This window comes from Mesorhizobium sp. B3-2-1 (assembly GCF_006439515.1).
In the GTDB taxonomy this organism is placed as follows: Bacteria; Pseudomonadota; Alphaproteobacteria; order Rhizobiales; family Rhizobiaceae; genus Mesorhizobium.
In genome coordinates this window covers 179,940-195,487 of record NZ_VFTI01000010.1, presented here as the reverse complement: position 1 = coordinate 195,487, position 15,548 = coordinate 179,940, and the positions used below count along the sequence as shown (strand labels likewise).

Annotated in this window: 16 protein-coding genes; 1 reads left to right on the top strand and 15 read right to left on the bottom strand. The window is 64.0% G+C overall.

The annotated features are described in order from the left end of the window. The first annotated feature begins 220 nt into the window (after positions 1-220). The gene (locus FJW08_RS13310) at positions 221-385 is read left to right on the top strand and encodes a hypothetical protein (RefSeq protein WP_140810940.1); all 165 of its coding nucleotides are present in this window, start codon (positions 221-223) and stop codon (positions 383-385) included. Between the two features lie 63 nt (positions 386-448). On the opposite strand, the gene FJW08_RS13305 is transcribed toward FJW08_RS13310, so the two are convergent. The 15 genes from FJW08_RS13305 to FJW08_RS13235 all read right to left on the bottom strand — a co-directional run bounded on the left by FJW08_RS13305 (position 449) and on the right by FJW08_RS13235 (position 15,542). Then, positions 449-1,150, bottom strand: a complete 702-nt coding sequence (locus tag FJW08_RS13305) for a tRNA (guanosine(46)-N(7))-methyltransferase TrmB (protein ID WP_140810939.1) — start codon at positions 1,148-1,150, stop codon at positions 449-451. 26 nt (positions 1,151-1,176) lie between these two features. Continuing rightward, the gene (metK, locus tag FJW08_RS13300) at positions 1,177-2,442 is read right to left on the bottom strand and encodes a methionine adenosyltransferase (RefSeq protein WP_140810938.1); all 1,266 of its coding nucleotides are present in this window, start codon (positions 2,440-2,442) and stop codon (positions 1,177-1,179) included. A 168-nt stretch (positions 2,443-2,610) separates the two neighbouring features. Continuing rightward, positions 2,611-3,030 (bottom strand): helix-turn-helix transcriptional regulator, encoded by a 420-nt coding sequence (locus tag FJW08_RS13295; RefSeq protein WP_127279029.1) that lies wholly within the window; start codon positions 3,028-3,030, stop codon positions 2,611-2,613. Between the two features lie 137 nt (positions 3,031-3,167). Beyond that, on the bottom strand, positions 3,168-4,760 hold the full coding sequence (gene lnt, locus FJW08_RS13290; protein ID WP_140810936.1) for an apolipoprotein N-acyltransferase: 1,593 nt from the start codon (positions 4,758-4,760) through the stop codon (positions 3,168-3,170). A 90-nt stretch (positions 4,761-4,850) separates the two neighbouring features. Continuing rightward, a complete protein-coding gene (locus tag FJW08_RS13285) occupies positions 4,851-5,321 on the bottom strand; it encodes a VOC family protein (RefSeq protein WP_140810935.1) in 471 nt (156 codons plus the stop codon). 14 nt (positions 5,322-5,335) lie between these two features. After that, positions 5,336-6,430: a hemolysin family protein gene (locus FJW08_RS13280; protein ID WP_140810934.1), complete on the bottom strand. Its 1,095-nt coding sequence runs from the start codon at positions 6,428-6,430 to the stop codon at positions 5,336-5,338. 28 nt (positions 6,431-6,458) lie between these two features. After that, the gene (gene ybeY / locus FJW08_RS13275) at positions 6,459-6,965 is read right to left on the bottom strand and encodes an rRNA maturation RNase YbeY (protein WP_140810933.1); all 507 of its coding nucleotides are present in this window, start codon (positions 6,963-6,965) and stop codon (positions 6,459-6,461) included. A 17-nt stretch (positions 6,966-6,982) separates the two neighbouring features. Further along, positions 6,983-7,975 (bottom strand): PhoH family protein, encoded by a 993-nt coding sequence (locus FJW08_RS13270; protein ID WP_224594177.1) that lies wholly within the window; start codon positions 7,973-7,975, stop codon positions 6,983-6,985. 83 nt (positions 7,976-8,058) lie between these two features. Further along, positions 8,059-9,468, bottom strand: coding sequence for a tRNA (N6-isopentenyl adenosine(37)-C2)-methylthiotransferase MiaB (miaB, locus tag FJW08_RS13265; RefSeq protein WP_140810932.1), 1,410 nt, complete (start codon positions 9,466-9,468; stop codon positions 8,059-8,061). A gap of 75 nt (positions 9,469-9,543) precedes the next feature. Continuing rightward, positions 9,544-10,344, bottom strand: a complete 801-nt coding sequence (locus FJW08_RS13260; protein WP_140810931.1) for a 1-acyl-sn-glycerol-3-phosphate acyltransferase — start codon at positions 10,342-10,344, stop codon at positions 9,544-9,546. A gap of 26 nt (positions 10,345-10,370) precedes the next feature. Next, positions 10,371-10,865 carry a ribosomal protein S18-alanine N-acetyltransferase gene (gene rimI, locus FJW08_RS13255; RefSeq protein ID WP_140810929.1) on the bottom strand — a complete coding sequence of 165 codons (495 nt, stop codon included), beginning with the start codon at positions 10,863-10,865 and terminating at the stop codon, positions 10,371-10,373. A gap of 103 nt (positions 10,866-10,968) precedes the next feature. Next, positions 10,969-11,646, bottom strand: coding sequence for a tRNA (adenosine(37)-N6)-threonylcarbamoyltransferase complex dimerization subunit type 1 TsaB (gene tsaB / locus FJW08_RS13250; protein WP_140810928.1), 678 nt, complete (start codon positions 11,644-11,646; stop codon positions 10,969-10,971). Positions 11,647-11,752: 106 nt separating this feature from the next. Further along, positions 11,753-12,859 (bottom strand): DUF1513 domain-containing protein, encoded by a 1,107-nt coding sequence (locus FJW08_RS13245; RefSeq protein WP_140810927.1) that lies wholly within the window; start codon positions 12,857-12,859, stop codon positions 11,753-11,755. A gap of 2 nt (positions 12,860-12,861) precedes the next feature. After that, a complete protein-coding gene (locus tag FJW08_RS13240; RefSeq protein ID WP_140810926.1) occupies positions 12,862-13,941 on the bottom strand; it encodes an imelysin family protein in 1,080 nt (359 codons plus the stop codon). Continuing rightward, positions 13,941-15,542 (bottom strand): di-heme oxidoredictase family protein, encoded by a 1,602-nt coding sequence (locus FJW08_RS13235; protein WP_140810925.1) that lies wholly within the window; start codon positions 15,540-15,542, stop codon positions 13,941-13,943. The genes FJW08_RS13240 and FJW08_RS13235 overlap by 1 nt, the downstream gene beginning before the upstream one ends. Between the last annotated feature and the right edge of the window lie 6 nt (positions 15,543-15,548).

Below are 15,548 nucleotides of genomic sequence, written 5' to 3'. Positions count from 1 at the left end.
AAGGCCGGATGGAGCCCCGACTACCTCGCCTCAATCCTCGGTCAACTTCCCCGTTAACCTGGATTCGCAGCCCTGCGGCCAAAAGCCTGTGGCTCCAGGGTTGTTGCAGGCGCATGGCCGCCATGCGGCAATCCCCCTGTGAGAGCCTGTGGGGCGCTCTTATTTGTTAGCCATCAAACGAATTGAATTGGCGCGCGCTGGCGCGCGAAAGGACAAGGCCATGAGCAAGCGCAAGATATTTTCCACCTTGGGCGATCTCTTCACCACATTCGGCAGCGCCGTTGCCGCATCGCGCGCCGTGGAAGCCGGGCGTAAGCCCAGAGCCGACGACCTGCGCAATCTCGGCATGGACCCGGCCGTATTCAACAGGATCGGTCGTTTCTGACTGCGATAAGCACTCAACCCAGACTCCCGACAGCTTGCTGGAGCCATTGCCGGTTGGGCTCGCTTACGTCCTGATAAAGGTCAGATAGGCCGGTCGGCGGCCCTCGCGGATGGCCTTCGCCTCATAGCGCGTACCCGGCCAGCCCTGATAGGAGCGATGCCAGTCCGCCGCTTCCGCGGCCTGCCATGCGAAGGCGCCATGCGCGCGGCAATGCAGCAAGGTCCAGTTCACATAAGTGTCGATGTCGGACGCGAAGCGAAATTTTGAGCCCGGCTTCAGGACGCGCGCGAAACGGTCGAGATTAAGCGGGCTGACGAAACGCCGCTTCCAGTGCTTCTTCTTCGGCCAGGGGTCGGGATAGAGAAGGTCGATACCGTCGAGCGAGGCCGGTGGCAGCCAGTCAAGCAACTGGGTGGCGTCGTCGTCGTAGACCCTGAGATTGGCCAGCGGCGCTGCCCGCACCGCCATCATCATCTTGGCCATGCCGTTGACGAAAGGTTCTACGCCGATGAAGCCGATCGTCGGCGCCTCGGTCGCGCGATGCAGGAGATGTTCGCCGCCGCCAAAGCCGATCTCGAGCCGAACCGCCGAAACGTCGGTTTTGAACAAGGTTCGCAGATCCGATGGGACTTCAGCCGTCAGATCGAGCCGGTAGGCGCCGAGGCCGCTTTCCAGCGCCGCCGCCTGCTGCGGGCGAACGGGTTTGCCGCGCCGACGGCCGAAGAAGGCTTCGGTCGTGCGGCTTGGCCTGTCTTGCTGGCTCATCTGGTCGCGTAGGTCCGTCGTGGCGATCAGGCCGCGACAGCATCCTTGAGCGCCTTGGCGAGATCTGTCTTTTCCCAGGAGAAAGACCCGTCACGGCCGGCCTTGCGGCCGAAATGGCCGTAAGACGACGTCTTGGCGTAAATCGGCTTGTTGAGATCGAGATGACGGCGAATGCCGGACGGCGACAGGTCCATCACGCTGCGCAACGCATCCTCGAGTCTGGCCTCGTCGACCTTGCCGGTGCCATGCAGGTCGACATAGACCGACAGTGGCTGGGCGACGCCGATGGCGTAGGAAAGCTGGATGGTGCAGCGGTCGGCAAGTTTTGCCGCCACGACGTTCTTGGCCAGATAGCGCGCCGCATAGGCAGCCGACCGATCGACCTTGGTGGTGTCCTTGCCGGAGAAGGCGCCGCCACCATGAGGGGCCGCGCCGCCATAGGTGTCGACGATGATCTTGCGGCCGGTCAGGCCGGCATCGCCGTCCGGGCCGCCGATGACGAACTTGCCGGTCGGGTTGATATACCACATGCAGTCGTCGGCGATCTTGAGGTCGCCGAGTGCTTCACGGATATAGGGTTCGACAACCTTGCGGACCTTCTTGGAATCCCAGGTCGAATCGAGATGCTGGGTCGACAGCACGATCTGCGTCGCCTCGGCGGCCTTGCCGTCGACATAGCGGACGGTGACCTGGCTCTTGGCATCGGGGCCGAGCTTCCCGGCCTCGCCGTTGTTTTCGTGACGGGCAGCGGCCAGGAGTTCGAGGATCTTGTGGCTGTAGTAGATCGGCGCCGGCATCAGGTCCGGCGTCTCGCGGCAGGCATAGCCGAACATGATGCCTTGGTCGCCGGCACCTTCCTCGCCCTGACGGTCGGCGGCGTTGTCGACGCCCTGGCCGATGTCGGGCGACTGGCCATGCAGCAGGACCTCGATCTTGGCCGTCTTCCAGTGGAAGCCGGCCTGCTCGTAGCCGATCTCGCGGATCGCCTTGCGGGCGACGGATTTGAACTTCGCCGGGTTGACGACAGGGTGGCCCGCGGCGTCCTTGAGGATGTTGCCGGCCTTGTCCTTCTTCAAGAGCGTCTCGGGGACGCGCACCTCGCCGGCGATGACGACGCGGTTGGTGGTCGCCAGGGTCTCGCAAGCGACACGGACTTTCCACGGGTCCATGCCGGTCTTCTTGGCTTCACGATAGACCAGATCGACAATTTCGTCGGAGATCCGGTCACAGACTTTGTCGGGATGGCCCTCGGCAACGGATTCCGAGGTAAAGAAGTAGTTCTGCCGCGTCACGGGTGTCCCCTCTTGAAAAACGATCGGCAGGCTGCCGATTTTGGCGCGCCACGTGTTAGCGGGGCAAAGCGCTGCTCGTCAAGCGTTGCCGCGGGTCTGGCCCGAATGTCGGAGGCGATATCTTGTGCCACCGGCGGCGCACGCCGCCGGTGCAAGGCGCATTGCGGATCAGTCGAGATCGTCCTCGGCGAGCGATTTCACCAGGTCTATGATCCTGCGGCGCACCTTGACATCGGCGATCTTGACAAAAGCCCGGTTGAGCTGAAGTCCTTCGGGACTGCCGCAGAATTCGACGGCGAAAGCCATCGAGCTATCCTCGGCAAAGCCACGGTTGGCCGTCAGTTCCTGGCCCGGCGCGTCCTCGAAAAAGAAGGCGACCGGCACGCCGAGTATGGAGGCTATCGCCTGCAGACGGCTGGCACCGACGCGATTGGTGCCCTTTTCATATTTCTGGATTTGTTGAAACGTGATGCCGAGATTCTCGCCCAGCTTTTCCTGGCTCATTCCGAGCATATTGCGGCGAAGCCGGACCCGGCTTCCAACGTGAATATCGATGGGATTGGGCTTCTTCTTGTTTTCTTCTGTCATTTTTTCCTCGCCGAATTTTTTCGGCTTTTGATTTTTTCCTGCCCAAACAAAGCCGGAGGCGACTGCCCCAACAGAACGATCCACCGGCTTCGAGAAATTTTCAGGCGGTACAGTATGGGTTTCTAATGTGCCAACTGTCAATTCACCCGTAGCCTTCGCCTTACGTTCGACAGCACCCCTACAAGCGCAAACAGCAACATGATCAGCATTCCGTTAATGCGCCGCTGGCGGGGCGAAATGACCGTCTGTTCGGAAACAGGCACCTTCACATCGATGGCTCCGCGCGCGTCGATCGCCAGCGCATCGACAACGCGGCCACGTGGGTCGACAACGGCCGAAATGCCGTTGTTGGCGGCACGCAACAAGGGCAATCCGTTTTCCACCGCGCGAATCTGGGCCTGCCTGAAATGCTGATACGGTCCCGGCGTGTCGCCGAACCACGCATCATTGGTAACGTTCACAATAAGCTGCGCTGACGTAGCGTCAACTGCCACCAGGTCGGGAAAGATCACCTCATAACAGATAAATGGCAGGGCACGAATGCCGCCCGGCAGCGTGATGGGATGACGCGCGTTGCCGGGCGTGAACGTCATGGGTCCCGCGACGAGCTGTTCGATGCCGAAACGGCGGAGCAGGTCGGCAAAAGGCAGGTACTCGCCGAACGGCACCAGATGGACCTTGTCCACGGCATCGGCGATCTCGCCCTTGTCGTTGATCGCCACCACGGAGTTGTAATAGCGGCTGTCGGCACTTGCCGCCGAGCCGCCCTCCTCACGCACGACGCCGGCAATCAGCATCTGGCCGTCGCCCAGCATGTCGCCCAAGGCCGTCAAGGCATCGGGACGCTCGGTGAAAAGGAACGGCACCGAGGTTTCCGGCCAGAGAATCAGCTGTGGTTTTTCGTGACCTGGGTCCGGCGCCTTGGCGGACAGGCCCAGCAAGGTGGCGAAGATACGGTCGCGCACCGAGGCATCCCATTTTTCCGACAGGTCGACGGCCGGCTGGACGATGCGGACATCGAGACTGCGCGACGCCGGCTTTTCGGGGGCGGTGAGCCTGACATAGCCAAAGCCGGCATGGGCGGCCGCGAGCGCGACAAACAGCGCGGCGCCCAGCCGAAGATGCCGGCGCGCCGCCAGCAGCGCCGGCAGTGCGAAAACGAAGACCGCGAGCGCGTTCATGCCGATCATGCCGGTCACCGAGACGCTCTGCATCAAAAGGGGTACAGGCATCGCCGCGTAGCCGATGGCATTCCACGGAAAACCGGTGAACAGGAAGCCGCGCAGCCACTCCGCCAGCGCAAAACCGAAGGCAAGGGCAGCGATGCGGCCGATATCGCTGCTCCACAGGAGCCGGGCAACCATCGTTGCGAAGCCATAGAAAAATGCGAGCGCGAAAGGAATGCCGACCACAGCGAAGGGAAGCGCCCAGGCAAAGTCGTCGGCCTCGACCAGCAGCGCCGAGCCGATCCACCAGAGGCCGGCGAGGAAATAGCCGAAGCCGAACCACCAGCCGATGGCGAAAGCCGGCCGCAGGCGCCGCAACAGGCTGCCCGAAGCTTCGCCGGTCGCGCCGTCGAGCAGCCAGACCAGAACCGGAAACGAAATGAAACAGGCGGCGAAGAAATCGTAAGGCGCCTGGCCCAGCACCGCCAGCGCCCCGGCGAGAAAGGCCACCAGCGCACGGCGCCAGCCCCAGAGCAGAATTATCCGGCCGGCAAGGCGCACCATGAATACTTCCGAGTCGCGCGAATCAGGACGCAAGATTTATCAGGCTGTGGCCTGCACTCCAAACGCCGGCGCGACGACCCGGCTGCGGTTCTACCGGTGCCAGCCTTCGATGTGCAAGCCACCCAACCGCTCGGCCTCTTCACGGGAAACAGAACGGATTGGCTGCGTGAACGTCCAGACATGGCCTTCGGGATCGCGCGCCCGATACTGGCGTTCGCCGTAGAACTGGTCCGCCGGCTCCTGGATTATGGCAGCACCGGCCGCGCGGGCCTGCTCGCAATGCGCATCCAGACCGTCTTTCAGCCTGACATAGACCGACTGCGTGTTCTTGCCGCGGACCGATGCGGGGCTCGCGACATGATCGGCCCATTCGGAATCGACGATGATGTAGCCATCCCCGAACCGCATCTCGGCATGGACCAGTTTTCCGCCGGTTTCGCTGACCACCATGCTGGGCTCGAAGCCGAAGGCCGCTTCGAGCCAATCCATCGCCGCACGCGGGTCGCGGTAGAACACGCCAGAACCGAGGACCGGATGCTTGAACGGATCCTCGACCGCCATGGCGCGGCAGCTTCTCAAGCCTGTTCGGTGCGCGCCGTGGCGCGCCGGCGGCGCTCGCCCTTCTGGCTCTGCACGATGCGCACGCGCTTGACGCGGCGCGGATCGGCATCGAGCACATGGAACTCGAAGCCGGGAATGGCCTGTACCACCTCGCCGCGTGCCGGCACGCGGCCGAGCGTGTTGAAGATCATGCCGCCAATGGTGTCGACATATTCGCCATGTTCGCCCGCGGTGAAATCCTCGCCGATCATCTTGGCGACCTCGTCGATCTCGGCCTTGCCGTCGACGATGAACACGCCGTCGCCGGTCTGGGTGATCAGCGGCTCGTCGTCATCGTGCTCGTCCTCGATGTCGCCGACCACCATTTCGACAATGTCCTCGAGCGAGACGAGGCCGTCCGTGCCGCCATATTCATCGATGACCAGGGCCATTTGCGTGCGTGTCGTCTGCATGCGGCCCATCAGGTCGGAAGCGAGCATCGACGGCGGCACGAACAGGACCTGGCGGATCAGGTTGAGCTCCCCGATGGTGCGCGCCAGGTCGACCTTGGCAAGATCGAGAACCGTGGCGACGGGCGCTTTGCGGGTTGCACGGCCCTTCCTGACGCGCGCGATCTTGGTGATATGGGCCAGCACGTCGCGGATATGGACCATGCCGCGCGGGTCGTCGAGCGTCTCGGAATAGACCGGCATGCGGGAATGGCCGGATTGTTCGAACATGCCAAGGAGATCGCCGAGCGTCGTGGCGATCTCGACCGCCTCGATATCGGCGCGCGGCACCATGACGTCCTCGACGCGCACTTCGCGCAGCCGCAGGATGTTGTTGAGCATGGCGCGCTCGCCAGGCGAGAAGGATTCGACATCGCTCGTCGTCTCGGCGAGCGCGCCGGCGATCTCCTCGCGCAGGCTGGTGCCGTTGCGTTGCCGGAACAGGCCCAGCACGCGGTTGAACAGGGAGGGACCGGCAGGCAACTGCTCGACGGCGGCGCTGCCGGTGTTGGCAACACCAGGGGTAACGGTACTCGGACTTGATCCCTCTTCCGACGTATCGGAAGCCTTGATCGCACTGCCGGCATCGGGGCGGGCGGCAGTCTCTGGTTTGTCGTTCATCGTCGTCCGGTCAATTGATCTTTTTTAGTTACGCGTAGGGATCGGGAATGGCAAGCCTTGCAAGCGCGGCGCGCTCGATGGCTTCCATCTCCTCGGCCTCGGCGTCGGTCTCGTGATCATGGCCCATGAGATGCAGCAGGCCATGGATGACGAGATGGCAGATATGGTTCTCCAGCGGCTTGTCTTCCAGTGCCGCCTCGCGCGCCACTGTTTCGGCGGCAAGCAGGATGTCGCCGAGCATCGGCGGCAGCGGGCCACCTTTCACATGCGGAAAAGCGGGGAAAGACAAGACGTTGGTGGGCTTGTCCTTGCCGCGCCAGTCCGCATTCAAGCTACGGATATGGGCATCGTCGGAAAAAACAACGCTGAGTTCGGAACGACCCGTCGCGCCGGTCTCGGCAAAGGCGGCGTCAACCGCGCGATCGACCAGCCGCGCCAGGCTTGCTTCATCGGGCCAGTCGCCCGCTTCAACCGATATATCGATCTCGACGGGAACCGGAAGGCTCCCGCCGCCGGATATGTTGTCCTCAGGCATGAGGCCGCATCGTCACATCAATTCTCGGCACCGAGGCCACGAGCCAGCTTGGTGTCCCGGTCATAGGCCCTGACGATTTCCGCCACCAGCGGATGGCGAACGACGTCGACATCGTTGAAGCGCACGGTTACCGCGCCAGCCACACCGTCGAGGACACGCAAGGCTTCGACCAGGCCTGACTTGGTGCTCGGAGGAAGATCGATCTGGGAGGGATCGCCGGTGACGATCATGCGCGAGTTCTCGCCGAGACGGGTGAGAAACATCTTCATCTGCATCGGCGTGGTGTTCTGTGCCTCGTCGAGAATGACGGCGGCGTGCGCCAGCGTGCGGCCGCGCATGAAGGCAAGCGGCGCGATTTCGATCACTTCGGCGGCAATCGCACGCTCGACCTTGTCGGCCGGCATCATGTCGTAGAGCGCGTCATAGAGCGGGCGCAGATACGGATCGACCTTTTCCTTCATGTCGCCCGGCAGAAAGCCCAGCCGTTCGCCGGCTTCGACGGCCGGCCGCGACAGAATGATGCGCTCGACCATGCCGCGCTCGAGCAGCATCGCCGCATGCGCCACCGCCAGATAGGTCTTGCCGGTGCCGGCCGGACCGATGCCGAACACCAGCTCCGAACGCTCCAGCGCCCGCATATAGGCGTCCTGGTTCAGCGAACGGGCATAGATGGTCTTCTTGCGGGTGGCGATCTGGGCGGCGGAAACCTTGCCCTTGCGCTCCAGCGTCGGCAGCGTCAGCTGATCGTCGGCTGCAACCGCCATGCGCACGGCGCCGTCGACATCGGACTGGCCGATGTCGACGCCCTTCTGCAGGATGCCGTAGAGATTGTCCAAGGCACGGCGTGCCTGTTCGGCGGCGGAAGCGGACCCCTTTATGGTCAGCTGGTTGCCGCGCGAGCGGATGTCGACGCCGAGCTTCTGCTCGAGCCGGGCCAGGTTCTCATCGAACTGGCCGTAAAGGGCGCTGGCAAGCTTGTTGTTGTCGAAAGTCAGAACGATGTGCGCCATGTCAGAAGCCCCGGATGCCGGTACCGGGGGCAGATTCTTCAGCTCCGCTGCGCTCAACCGTCTCTCCTCATCTGCCGAGACCATCAGGCCAATTCGGCGAACAGGCTGTTGTAGCCCGTCTTCGTGATTCGCACCTTGATAATGTCACCGATTTCGCCGGCCTTTTCATCAACAATAACCGGCTGCAGCCAAGGCGAGCGACCAACCTTCTGGCCGGCCTGACGGCCGGGCTTCTCGATCAACGTATCTATGGTGCTGCCGACCAAACTCAAGCCGAAATCCTGCTGTTGTTTCAACAGCAGCGCCTGCAGGCGCTGCAAGCGCTCGTCCTTGACCGCTTCCGGCACGTGGTCGGGCATGTCGGCGCCCGGCGTGCCGGGACGCGGCGAATATTTGAACGAGAAGGCCGAGGCGTAGTTCACCCGGCGCACCAGTTCCATGGTCGCTTCGAAATCAGTTTCCGTCTCGCCGGGGAACCCGACGATGAAGTCGCCCGACAGTGCGATATCGGGCCGGGCGCCCCGGATGCGGTCGAGCAGCGCCAGATAGTCTTGCGCCGTATGCCTGCGGTTCATCGCCTTCAGAATGCGATCCGAGCCTGATTGCACCGGTAGATGCAGATAGGGCATCAGCGACGGCAGGTCGCGATGGGCCGCGATCAATTCGTCGTCCATGTCGCGCGGATGGCTGGTCGTGTAGCGCAGCCGCGCCAGTCCGGGGATTTCGGACAACCTGAACAGCAGGCGGCCGAGACCCCATTCCTGACCGTTCTCGCCCTGGCCATGCCAGGCGTTGACGTTCTGGCCGAGCAGCGTCACCTCGCGCACACCGGCCTCCGCCAGGCGCTCGGCCTCCGCGACGATCTGCGCCACCGGCCGCGACACTTCCGAGCCTCTGGTATAGGGCACGACGCAGAAGGTGCAGAACTTGTCGCAGCCTTCCTGGACGGTGAGGAAGGCGGTGACGCCGCGCTTGATCACCTCGGCGCGCTTGGGCTGCGGCAGATGCTCGAACTTGTCCTCGATGGCGTAGTCGGTCTCGACGATCTTCTCGCCGCCGCGAACCCGGGCCAATACGTCGGGCAGACGGTGATAGGTCTGCGGACCGATGACCAGGTCGACGGCCGGCGACCGGCGGATGATCTCGGCGCCCTCGGCCTGCGCCACGCAACCAGCGACGCCGATCAGCATCTCGCGGCCGGCGCTGGCGCGCTCGGCTTTCATGTCACGGATGCGGCCAAGTTCGGAATAGACCTTTTCGGCCGCTTTTTCCCTGATGTGGCAGGTGTTGAGCAGCACCAGATCGGCCTCGCCGATGGCATCGGTCGCGGTATAGCCGTCGGCGGCCAGCGCATCGGTCATGCGCTGTGAATCATAGACGTTCATCTGGCAGCCATAGGTCTTGACGAAGACCTTCTTGCCTGCCGTGGCGCGCGCCGCCGGCTGTCCGGCCACGGTGCCGAGTTCGTCGCTTTCAATCGTGTTCAAGTCCATCCGGCGGCTTCTAACGCCTTTCCGTGACAAAAAACAGACGATTCTCCGCATGCGCCGGCTGGCGCATGCCGGCGGCTAACGGCTCGGGTGCGGATCGGCGAGGGCCGCCTGCATCATCTCGCGCACTCGGCCCTCCATCAGCTTGGCCGTTTCCTTGCGGTTGGAACCCTTGGCAAAGGCGATCGGTTCGCCGAAATGCACCTCGACGTCGAGCGAGCCCTCGGCCATCAGCACCTTGAGATGCGGCATCAGGTCCTCGTCGCCGATCCAGGCCGCGATCGGGCGGTGGCGGCGGCCAAGCGGGACGCCGTGCAGGCGCGTGTAGGCGATCGCCACCGGCTGGATGAACACTTCCTGCGCGGCACCTTCCGAGATCGCCATCGAGGCGGCGCCGAACAGCGTGCTCTTGAAGGGCAGCACGACATTGCCATCACCGGTCGACCCCTCCGCGAACAGCACCATGGCATCGCCCTTGGCCATGCGATTGGCGATCTCGCTGGCCTGGTCGCCCGAGGAGCGCTTGCGCTCGCGCTCGATGAAGACGGTGCGCTGCAGCTTCGACAGCATGCCGATCAACGGCCAGCCTTCCATGTCGGCCCTGGCGATGAACTTCACATCGGCAAAGGAGCCCAGCACCATGATGTCGGTCCAGGAGATGTGGTTTGAGGCCACCAGCAAGGGACGCTTGGTCGACAGCGTTCCCCTGACATGAATGCGCATGCCGAGCGCCCGGATGATCAACCTGTGCCAGGTCTTGAGGATGACGGTTTCCGGCCACCAGCCGGTTTTCATCGACAGTATCTGCAGCGGCACGAGAACCAGCGACCCGGCGACGACAAGGCCCAGCGCCAGGAAAATCCTGATTTTTCCGATCATATGTCCTGGCCCTACCCGATCCCTCGCTAGCGAAGATCGCGGCGCATGACAAGCGCGCCCGTCGGCCCCCGACCCGGCGACTTGTAGTAATCCGGGCGCTTGCCAACTTCCCGAAAACCCAGCCGACGATAGAGGGCGATCGCGGCGGCATTGGTCTCATCGACCTCCAGGAACAGGGCCTCGGCGCGCTGCGAATGCAGCTCGCGCAGCACCGCGTCCATCAACTGCCAGCCCAGGCCCTGGCGGCGATGCGACCGCGCCACCGCGACAGTCAGGATTTCACCCTCGCCCGCCGCCAATCGAGCGAGAACGAAGCCAACGGGCGGTTTGGCGCCCTGCCCTGTTTCGCGCGCGGCATAACCGAAGACGGTATCCTGTTCGAGCAGGGCGGCGAACTCACCGTCGGTCCATGGGCGGACAAAGTCCTCGCGGTGCAGCACCGAGACAGCGGGGCTGTCGGTGATCCTGAGCGGCTCGAGCGCGTAGTCCCGGCGGCGGGATTGGAGAAATGGTATGCGCATCAATTCTCGTTTTCTCGTCTGACCATGATCTGTGGGCAAACGGGACCGCTTGTCCGCGAAAACCGGCTTCCACTTTTCGCTAACGCGGTCCTTCGGTTCGGGATCATGGTCTTTGCCTCGAAAGTATAAATCCGGCCTGCGGCTTGGCATCGGCACCGCGCAGATAAAGCGGTTTCGGCCTTTCGCCCTGGCCCTTTGCGACAGCCAGCCGGGCGTAGGTGAGGATGTCGGCGGTGGCCGTCCGAGGCCCGACATCGAAGGTGCGGCCGGCCGCTTCGGCGATCGGCGTCGCCGCCGTGCCGGCGAGCACAGCGGAACATTCCGACGCCATGGCCACCGCGTCCGCAAGCGTGACCACCGCCGGACCGTAAGTCAATGCTGACATTTCATCGTAGAGCGCGGCATGGATTTCGTCGCGTCCGGCATCGAGCGCCGCCAGCACGGCACGGCCTGGAAATGCGGTGGCCGCCTCGGCCGCCAGCGCCTCGAGGGTCGTCACCCCGATTGCCGGAACCTTGAGCGCCAGCGCCAGGCCGCGCGCGGTCGACACACCGACGCGCAGGCCGGTGAAGGAGCCGGGGCCGACGGAAACGGCAACGGCGCCAAGGCCGGCGTAGTCGGTCGCGCCAGCCTTCAATGCTTCGGCGATGACGGCCATCAGGTGCTCGGCATGGCCTTTGCCCAGGTCAAGCACCGAACGGCCGAGCTCCCGCCCGACCGCCGCGTCGTAGACACAGGCGGCGCAGAGGCTGGCGGCACAGTCGATGGCGAGAACTTTCATGAAACGACCGGTTCGAGAAACATTCCCTGTGCCCGCCATGGCGCGCAACCGCAAGGGTATAGTGCACAATTTGTTAAGCGGCTTCGGTTTGGCCTGGCAGAGGACCTTATGCCGCCTGGCCTATGCGCAGCATGTGGTTGTCCCAGACATAGTCCGGTTCCGACCGCGTGGCACCACCGCCCTCGATGATCTCGCCGGCGCCCGTTGTCGCCATGAAACCGGCCCCGTCGGGCGCCACGCCGCAGACTTCGACCAGCGCGCTGGAGGAGACGACCCCGCCGCTGCCCGCATCGATCACGACCAGTGAATTGCCTTCCGGCGAGGAGACGGCGACGGTACCGGCAACAGGATTGGCGGCGACCGAGCCGATATAGTTGCGGAAACCGGACAGCACGTCCTGCGGCATGTCGAGCAAAGCCAACGCCTTGCCACGCGCGGCGCGGCCGACCAGCAGCGGACGATCGGTGCCGGGGCCCCGGTACTGGCAACCGAACCAGACGGCGCCGGTCTGGTCGATATCCATGTGGCGGATCGACAATTGGTGCAGTGCGGCCGGCAATTCATGCTTTTCGATCAGATCGCCGGTGGCGCGGTCGACCAGCACATAGGAGGGTTTCATAGTGGCAATGTTGAGCTCGGCGTGGCCATAGTCGGGATGGGTCTCGATGCCGCCATTGGCGACCGCGATCGTCCTGCCGTCGCCCAGCAGCAGAAGTTCGTGCGGGCCCATGCCGTAGGTCGGGAATTCGCCGATGCGATTGAATTTCGCCCGCGCGTCATAGACGCCGACCACGCCGGCCGCGTTGTCGAAATCGTTCTCGGTGGCGTAGAGCAATGCGCCGTCGGGCGAGAACACGCCGTGACCGAAGAAGTGCCGGCCGGTGATGCTGGCGATGGTCAGCGGAGCATCGCGTCCCGTGTGATCGAAAACGACGGCGAAAGTGCCGGGCTGGCGGGCAAAGACCACCGAACGCTTCAATACGGGATCGAAGGTGACGTCATGGCCGCGATCGGGCAGGTCGATCGCATGCAGCACCTTGCCGGCTTCGGACAGGACGGCAGCGCCAAAACTGCCGTCGCGCTTGACGAAGGCGGTGGCAAAGACGGCATCCGCCGCAAGCGTGTTCGCCCAGGCTGAGGGCGTCAGGGCGGCGGCAAAGCTTGCACCTGCCACTTTAAGGAAATCGCGGCGGTCGATGAGCAATCTCTTCATGCTCAGTCCCCATCCAGCGACGAGAAGCCGGCGGTCAGGCCGAATTCGGCGGTCAACCTGGTGCCGATCAGGGTCGACAGGCTGGAGGTGATCAGGACGAAATGCTCGAGTTTTTCGCGCAGCGCCGGATCGGCGAGCGTCTTGTCGATCGGGTCCTGGACAGCCTTGGCGACCGCGACGCCGTTGACCAGCTGGATGTGGATCGATTCCGCCATCCAACGCGCATCAGGCGGCAGCGCGTCGCCAAGCTTCGACACCTGGAACAGCGCATCGATGCCGGCCAGATTTCCGGCCAGCGCATTGGCGGTGTTTTGCGAACGCCAGTAGATCGCCTGTTTTGGCTTGTCGGCCTCGGGCTTGGCACCCAGAAAACCCTTCAGGCGCACATCGCGGACCATTTCCAGCTCGTTGATGAAGACGCCGACCAGTTCGGTGACCGCCTCGTTGCCATCACGATAGAGCGCGTTTTGCGGCCCCGGATTGGCCCAGAGCGCCGCGAATCCGTCCGGTTTGTTCCAGGCCGCGCTGACGTCGGCGGCGATGGTTTCGATGTTGCCGGCAACGGCCGCGCCGTACGCACAGCGATAGGGTTCAGCCTTGCCCGTCAAGGCATCGGCGCCCTCGCCGTAAAGCACGAATTCCAACGCGCCCAGCCCCTGCATGGCAACGCTTTTGCCGGCGAGCTGCGCAGGATCGGCGGCGGCGGGATCCTTGTCCGACAGCGCCGCCTGCACCTGTTTCAGACCGATGCTCTTGCGGTCCGGCCAGAATAGCATGCGCTCCAGCCTGTTGTTCTCCTTGATCGGCCCGAAACCGATGATCTCGGCCGATGACCAGGCATGGACGGTAGCCGAGAACGCAGCCCGCGCGACTTCGAGGTCGGCTTGCGAGGGCGCCTCGCAGAGCTTGTGCATCGCTTTGGCGAGGACCTCCGCATGCTGGTGCAGACCGTCATATACCGGGCGGACAAAGCCGTCGATCGCGCGCTGGATGACGTCAGAGGCTTTCACCGCGGCCGATGCGGGCAGGGCCCCCAGCAGAACCAGCGGAAGAACGAGAACCAGCGCGAAACGCTTCGGCATCAAAGTGACTCCAGGAATTTGACCAATGCATCGCGCTCGGTAGCGCTGGTGGCGGCAAAGCGATCGCGCGCCTTCCGCGCCTCACCACCATGCCACAGGATAGCCTCGACCAAAGAGCGCGCACGGCCATCATGCAGATAGAAGGAATTGTCGTTGACCGTTTCGGTGAGGCCGACGCCCCATAGCGGCGGGGTGCGCCACTCATTGCCAGTGGCCTCGCCCACTGCCTGACCATCGGCAAGATCCGGCCCCATGTCGTGCAGCAGGAAATCGGAATAAGGCCAGATCAACTGGAACGCCTGCGCCTTGTCGGGCGCATCGCGACGGGTGACGAATTTCGGCGTGTGACAGGCAACGCAGCCGATTTCGTAAAAGACCTTCTTGCCCGTGAGCACGTCAGGCGACGCGAGGTCGCGTCGCGCCGGCACCGCCAGGTTCCGCGAATAGAAGGTGACGAGATCCATCACCGGCGCCGGCGCCTCGGCAGGGCCGAGGCGCGGCTGCACGCCGTTGGGCATGGCGAGGCATTTTTCCTGCGCGGCGGTGCAATCACCCCAGTGTTTCGGCTCTTGCGGCGTCGAGATGCCGATATCGCCGGCAAAGGCATCCGCCGCCTGCTGGCGGATCGACGCCGTCTGCGCCTTCCAGCCGAAACGGCCAAGCGTCAGCTCGCCGCTCAGGCCATCGCGCACGATGTTCGGCTTGCCGGAGATCCCATCGCCATCCCTATCGTCCGGGTCGGCAAGGGCCAGAATGTCGCCGGGCGCGATCTGCTCGATCAGGCCAAGGCCGATCATCGGCGGTGTCAGACGCGGCGACAGCGTGGTGCGTGGACCGAGCGGCCCGTAGGCGAGATCGGCAACGGAATAACTGGGTTTGCGCAGGGAAACCACGGCGCCATCCGTCAGCTCCACCTTACGTTCCTGATAGTCGACACGCATCCTGCCCTCACCCCTGAGGCCAGGGACGGCCAGTTCCTGCAACTGCGTACCATAGACCGGGTCCGGGAGATTGAGCAGCCTGTGGTCGGCGAACGCCGCTTTCTCTTCCGCGCTGCTGGCGTCGCGCGCCAGCCGCAGGAACATCGAGGTGGTGCCGGCATCGCCTTGCGGCGGCCGGCCACGGCCATCCTTCAGATGGCAGTTCTGGCAGGCTCGTTCGTTGAACAGGGGGCCAAGCCCATCCGACGCCTGCGTCGAGGATGGCGACGACACCCAGTTCTTGCGGAACAGGGCGTTGCCGAGCTTGAAGGTGCCTTCTTCCTCGAAGCTGATGTTGGCCGAGGATTGCGAGAAGGAATCGCGGCTGACGTCCTTCCGCGAGGTGCCCGCGCCACCTTGCATCAGTTCGAAGGACTCGGGTTTGGAGAAATCCGTGGTCGGCCCGGTGATGGCGGTGACGCGCGCCTGATCCTTGGCGGTGAGATCGGTGCGCGTGGTGGCGAGGCCGGCGGGTTGAAGGTCGCCGGCGATCGCGGAGGATGTCAACGCCAGCATGAGAATGATGCCGCGCCGACCAGCCGATATGGCTGGCGCTTTCCGGAGGGGCAGCGGGGCTTTGGCCCGCCGCAAGCGGCGCAGGAAGTCTAAGAGGCGCCGCATTCCTGC

Excerpts from the sequence above, each read along its gene's own strand:
- FJW08_RS13310 (WP_140810940.1), top strand. The coding sequence starts at position 221 with ATGAGCAAGCGCAAGATATTTTCCACCTTGGGCGATCTCTTCACCACA.
- FJW08_RS13305 (WP_140810939.1), bottom strand. The coding sequence starts at position 1,150 with ATGAGCCAGCAAGACAGGCCAAGCCGCACGACCGAAGCCTTCTTCGGC.
- FJW08_RS13295 (WP_127279029.1), bottom strand. The coding sequence starts at position 3,030 with ATGACAGAAGAAAACAAGAAGAAGCCCAATCCCATCGATATTCACGTT.
- lnt (WP_140810936.1), bottom strand. The coding sequence starts at position 4,760 with ATGGTGCGCCTTGCCGGCCGGATAATTCTGCTCTGGGGCTGGCGCCGT.
- FJW08_RS13285 (WP_140810935.1), bottom strand. The coding sequence starts at position 5,321 with ATGGCGGTCGAGGATCCGTTCAAGCATCCGGTCCTCGGTTCTGGCGTG.
- FJW08_RS13280 (WP_140810934.1), bottom strand. The coding sequence starts at position 6,430 with ATGAACGACAAACCAGAGACTGCCGCCCGCCCCGATGCCGGCAGTGCG.
- ybeY (WP_140810933.1), bottom strand. The coding sequence starts at position 6,965 with ATGCCTGAGGACAACATATCCGGCGGCGGGAGCCTTCCGGTTCCCGTC.
- FJW08_RS13270 (WP_224594177.1), bottom strand. The coding sequence starts at position 7,975 with ATGGCGCACATCGTTCTGACTTTCGACAACAACAAGCTTGCCAGCGCC.
- miaB (WP_140810932.1), bottom strand. The coding sequence starts at position 9,468 with ATGGACTTGAACACGATTGAAAGCGACGAACTCGGCACCGTGGCCGGA.
- FJW08_RS13260 (WP_140810931.1), bottom strand. The coding sequence starts at position 10,344 with ATGATCGGAAAAATCAGGATTTTCCTGGCGCTGGGCCTTGTCGTCGCC.
- rimI (WP_140810929.1), bottom strand. The coding sequence starts at position 10,865 with ATGCGCATACCATTTCTCCAATCCCGCCGCCGGGACTACGCGCTCGAG.
- tsaB (WP_140810928.1), bottom strand. The coding sequence starts at position 11,646 with ATGAAAGTTCTCGCCATCGACTGTGCCGCCAGCCTCTGCGCCGCCTGT.
- FJW08_RS13245 (WP_140810927.1), bottom strand. The coding sequence starts at position 12,859 with ATGAAGAGATTGCTCATCGACCGCCGCGATTTCCTTAAAGTGGCAGGT.
- FJW08_RS13240 (WP_140810926.1), bottom strand. The coding sequence starts at position 13,941 with ATGCCGAAGCGTTTCGCGCTGGTTCTCGTTCTTCCGCTGGTTCTGCTG.
- FJW08_RS13235 (WP_140810925.1), bottom strand. The coding sequence starts at position 15,542 with ATGCGGCGCCTCTTAGACTTCCTGCGCCGCTTGCGGCGGGCCAAAGCC.